Source organism: Parendozoicomonas verongulae (assembly GCF_009711465.1).
GTDB lineage: Bacteria > Pseudomonadota > Gammaproteobacteria > Pseudomonadales > Endozoicomonadaceae > Sansalvadorimonas > Sansalvadorimonas verongulae.
Genome location: NZ_SMME01000656.1, coordinates 1 through 2,992, shown reverse-complemented (window position 1 = coordinate 2,992; position 2,992 = coordinate 1). Strand labels below are relative to the sequence as shown.

The window sequence follows — 2,992 nt, the reverse complement described above, 5'->3', positions numbered from 1 at the left end:
ACAGGCGGACTTCAATGGCAACCTGACCTCAGCAGAAGTCGATGGGTATGTGGATAGCCAGACCGGCTGGTGCAAGATTCACTTTACCGATGGCACCAACGACATCGAGGGCTGACCCGCTGGTAACCGGCTCAGGACTAAGCCCGTTTATGCAGTTTGAGATAGACTTCATCCACATTCCTAACTATCTGGAGGGCAACATGAAGAAAGCAGAACTGGTATGTCTTTTAGCTTTATCTGGTGGAAGCTGGGGGGAGTTCAATCTCTCCGAGAGTTTACGTTCACCTCAATCATCCGAGCTCACAGAGCAGGACAAAGAATCTCTTGAAACAATAATGAGATCCCGTGAACGTGCTTTTGATGAACGCGATTCTAACAAGCTTGGCGAACTCTTGGCTGAGAATAGTAATTTTGTCAATCAATCAGGTCGTCTGTACTGGGGGAAAGAAGCCAATGTCGCAAGACATGAAAAGGTGTTTTCCCCTGATGCGGGGCAGCATCTTTTAGCACATGAGAAAATGGAGACTGCGCTTGTTAAGTGGAGTGCATACGGTAACCCCGCTCATACCGTCATATTGGTCACAGAGTATCAATTTCCTCATCATAATGCTGAGCAGGATATCCAGCATTATGATCCCATGAAGCCGACAAAAGGTTTATTTACGACCGTACTGGCAAAAGAGAATTCCGTTGATGCTTCGCCGAGCGAGTGGAAAATTATCAGTATGCAGAATACGCCATATTTGCCAGCGCAGCTTAACGAATAGCTGAGAGTATTGAGCAATTTCTACACCCTTTAACAGTGTAATGTTTATTTAATCATGAGAGCAATGGAGTGTTCTTATGAAGCAGACTGCTATCCAACTTACCCTCAAAGCCCGCGATCTTCTCTCTTGAATAGTCCGCAAATCCAGTGATTCGTTAGAGTCACTGGATAAGCAGGCCCAGTCCCTCAAGTCCCGCCTCAAAACCCTCGAGCAGCAATCCCGTCTTCTTTCTTCTTTTAAAGCCCAGGCTGCCACTGTGCAGTCTGTTGGCCGTTCTTATCGGGAAGCAAAATTGAAGGTGGAACAGCTGGCGCGGGAGCAGGCTCAGTCTGTTGCTCCCTCTAAAAAGTTAGAGCGCCAGCTGGCTGCTGCCCGCAATCCACTGAGCACAGTTTAACGGGAGCGCTGATTGTTTCAGAAAGTCAGAAAAGTTACGGGCGTTCCATTGTGCTGGGGGATATGGCTCTCCCATTGGGGCACAGCCGCTGTTTCCCTCTGTGACTCCCAGTAGCGAGAGTCTCTATGTTGCCACAATTCGTCTTTTAATGATCCACAATGAATAGCTACTGGAGGCGATCTTTCGCTTTCCGATAGGCTTCACTACGTTCACGTTTGCCAACAGACAAAACCATAATTAGCACTTCCTCATCCTGAACCTGGTACACAAGGCGGTAACCGGATGCCATCAGTTTAATCTTGTATGCACCTTCCAGTTCATGAAGACGAGCCGCTGGAACATGGGGTGTCACCAAACGCTCCTTTAGCTTCTTCTTGAACTGTTGCTGGATAGTTGGCGCAAGCTTTTTCCATTCCTTCAGTGCAGCAGGAATGAACTTCAGCTTATAGGTCATCCAGATCAACCTCTATGGCTTGATCCTTGTCTTTCAGGCGCTCTTTGGCGATACGTAACAGCTCAATATCATCCAGCTTCTCCATCATCAGCTCATAAGTGTCAGCAGGTACCAGATAAGCCGTGGGGCGGTTGTGATTCAGGACAACCACGGGTTCTCCAGCCGCCTGGGCAATCAGGGCGGATGGATTCTTTTTTAACTCGGAAATACTGATCGAGTTATTAGCCAGAACTTGTTTCATTCCACACTCCTAAAAAAATGACCTTTTTATAGTGACATATTTAGCACTGAATTAGTTCCACGGCAACAAGGGTAGAGTCACGGCAATCAACAAGGAAGATATCAAGTTATTTGAGTCCCAGCGTCTGACAGACGAAGGGGACGGTGGGGCCGGGCGACCGGCAATGAAGTGGTCGGCGGACAGGTGAACAACCTGTTTCGATACCTTAACGCTCCCAGATAACTTCGTCTGGGTGAATGAATTTGACTGGTCCTGCCCGGTGGGCGCAGCTTCACCGTGATCTCTGACCGGGCGGATGGGCCCCCTATTGAAGCCCAGCAGCTTTTTCCATTCTCGGCCCCCACGGATGGGGATATCTACACAGTGGACATGCGTCTTCTGACGGTCTCATCGGATCATTAAATTTCTTTCTCTGAACGACTCTGTAAGTTGAGTTTGGACACTTTAGTCAGACTTTGGTTTTCGTAATGTACTGGTGCATGACTACCTTGAAGTGAATCGCGATATTCTGGAAGCCATTATCAGAAAGCGTCTTTATCAGGATGTTTGCAGAATTTCTCAGTTGTTGTTTTCTATGGTTGGCAGGTCGTAGTTGTTTGCGGCGGGGTTGTAGGAAGGGGACTATCAACTATCGGTAAAGTGCTCGCCAACCTGCTTGTGTTGGCACAGTTTGGCTATTCCATACTTTTATGTCCGCAGAGAGAAATTGAATCTCGTAAATTTCCACTTGATCAGTCAGAGACGTGTCTGGCCGGTTATTCTCTGTTGTACGGCGCTGGTGGCGTATGACACCAAGGGAGAACAGGTAAAGCAGTTCTTCCCGTGGCGAGCTGGTGGGTAATGATGGGAGTGAATGGTCGTCCATGATCGTGCAATCCGAGTAATTTTTTCCTTACCCATATTGGACATCTGCTGATCAATGCTTTGGCTTTGTTGCTGCTTCTGGGTTGAGACTCTGGCGTACAGGGCTACTTTCATCGCTTTTTTCCTCAGACTTGGGACGGATCTTCGTCTTCTCCTGCTGTTCTGAAGCCCACTGGAGAATCTGCTGAAACGCATGGTCCCAGCGCTCCTGGGCATGACTTGTTTCTTCAAATGTCCGGACAACGGATCGTTTGAATGTCATAACTCTT

Annotated in this window: 6 protein-coding genes and 1 pseudogene; 3 read left to right on the top strand and 4 right to left on the bottom strand. The window is 48.1% G+C overall.

Annotated features, from left to right (window positions below):
• Positions 1-149 precede the first annotated feature (149 nt).
• Both E1189_RS02385 and E1189_RS02380 read left to right on the top strand, forming a co-directional pair.
• Complete coding sequence (locus tag E1189_RS02385; protein ID WP_196221080.1) at positions 150-767, top strand: Cif family virulence factor; 618 nt, start codon at positions 150-152, stop codon at positions 765-767.
• Positions 768-1,023: 256 nt separating this feature from the next.
• Positions 1,024-1,164 (top strand): hypothetical protein, encoded by a 141-nt coding sequence (locus tag E1189_RS02380; RefSeq protein ID WP_155158463.1) that lies wholly within the window; start codon positions 1,024-1,026, stop codon positions 1,162-1,164.
• A 166-nt stretch (positions 1,165-1,330) separates the two neighbouring features.
• Here the strand turns inward: E1189_RS02380 and E1189_RS02375 are convergent, their stop codons facing one another.
• Entirely contained in the window at positions 1,331-1,618 is a 288-nt protein-coding gene (locus E1189_RS02375) for a type II toxin-antitoxin system RelE family toxin (protein WP_155158462.1), read from the bottom strand.
• Entirely contained in the window at positions 1,608-1,859 is a 252-nt protein-coding gene (locus tag E1189_RS02370) for a type II toxin-antitoxin system Phd/YefM family antitoxin (RefSeq protein ID WP_155158461.1), read from the bottom strand. The genes E1189_RS02375 and E1189_RS02370 overlap by 11 nt, the downstream gene beginning before the upstream one ends.
• 469 nt (positions 1,860-2,328) lie before the next feature.
• Here E1189_RS02370 and E1189_RS26135 point away from each other — a divergent pair.
• Positions 2,329-2,451, top strand: a pseudogene (locus tag E1189_RS26135) (hypothetical protein); the annotation flags it as partial.
• Positions 2,452-2,487: 36 nt separating this feature from the next.
• Here E1189_RS26135 and E1189_RS24995 read toward each other — a convergent pair.
• Both E1189_RS24995 and E1189_RS24990 read right to left on the bottom strand, forming a co-directional pair.
• Positions 2,488-2,724 carry a hypothetical protein gene (locus tag E1189_RS24995; protein WP_230460052.1) on the bottom strand — a complete coding sequence of 79 codons (237 nt, stop codon included), beginning with the start codon at positions 2,722-2,724 and terminating at the stop codon, positions 2,488-2,490.
• A 51-nt stretch (positions 2,725-2,775) separates the two neighbouring features.
• Positions 2,776-2,992, bottom strand: a 217-nt coding sequence (locus tag E1189_RS24990; RefSeq protein ID WP_230460051.1) for a hypothetical protein, incomplete at its 5' end; no start/stop codon positions are given.

Bases quoted from the DNA above. Each gene is read 5' to 3' on its own strand.
- E1189_RS02385 (WP_196221080.1), top strand. From the start codon at position 150: ATGCAGTTTGAGATAGACTTCATCCACATTCCTAACTATCTGGAGGGC.
- E1189_RS02375 (WP_155158462.1), bottom strand. From the start codon at position 1,618: ATGACCTATAAGCTGAAGTTCATTCCTGCTGCACTGAAGGAATGGAAA.
- E1189_RS02370 (WP_155158461.1), bottom strand. From the start codon at position 1,859: ATGAAACAAGTTCTGGCTAATAACTCGATCAGTATTTCCGAGTTAAAA.
- E1189_RS24995 (WP_230460052.1), bottom strand. From the start codon at position 2,724: ATGGACGACCATTCACTCCCATCATTACCCACCAGCTCGCCACGGGAA.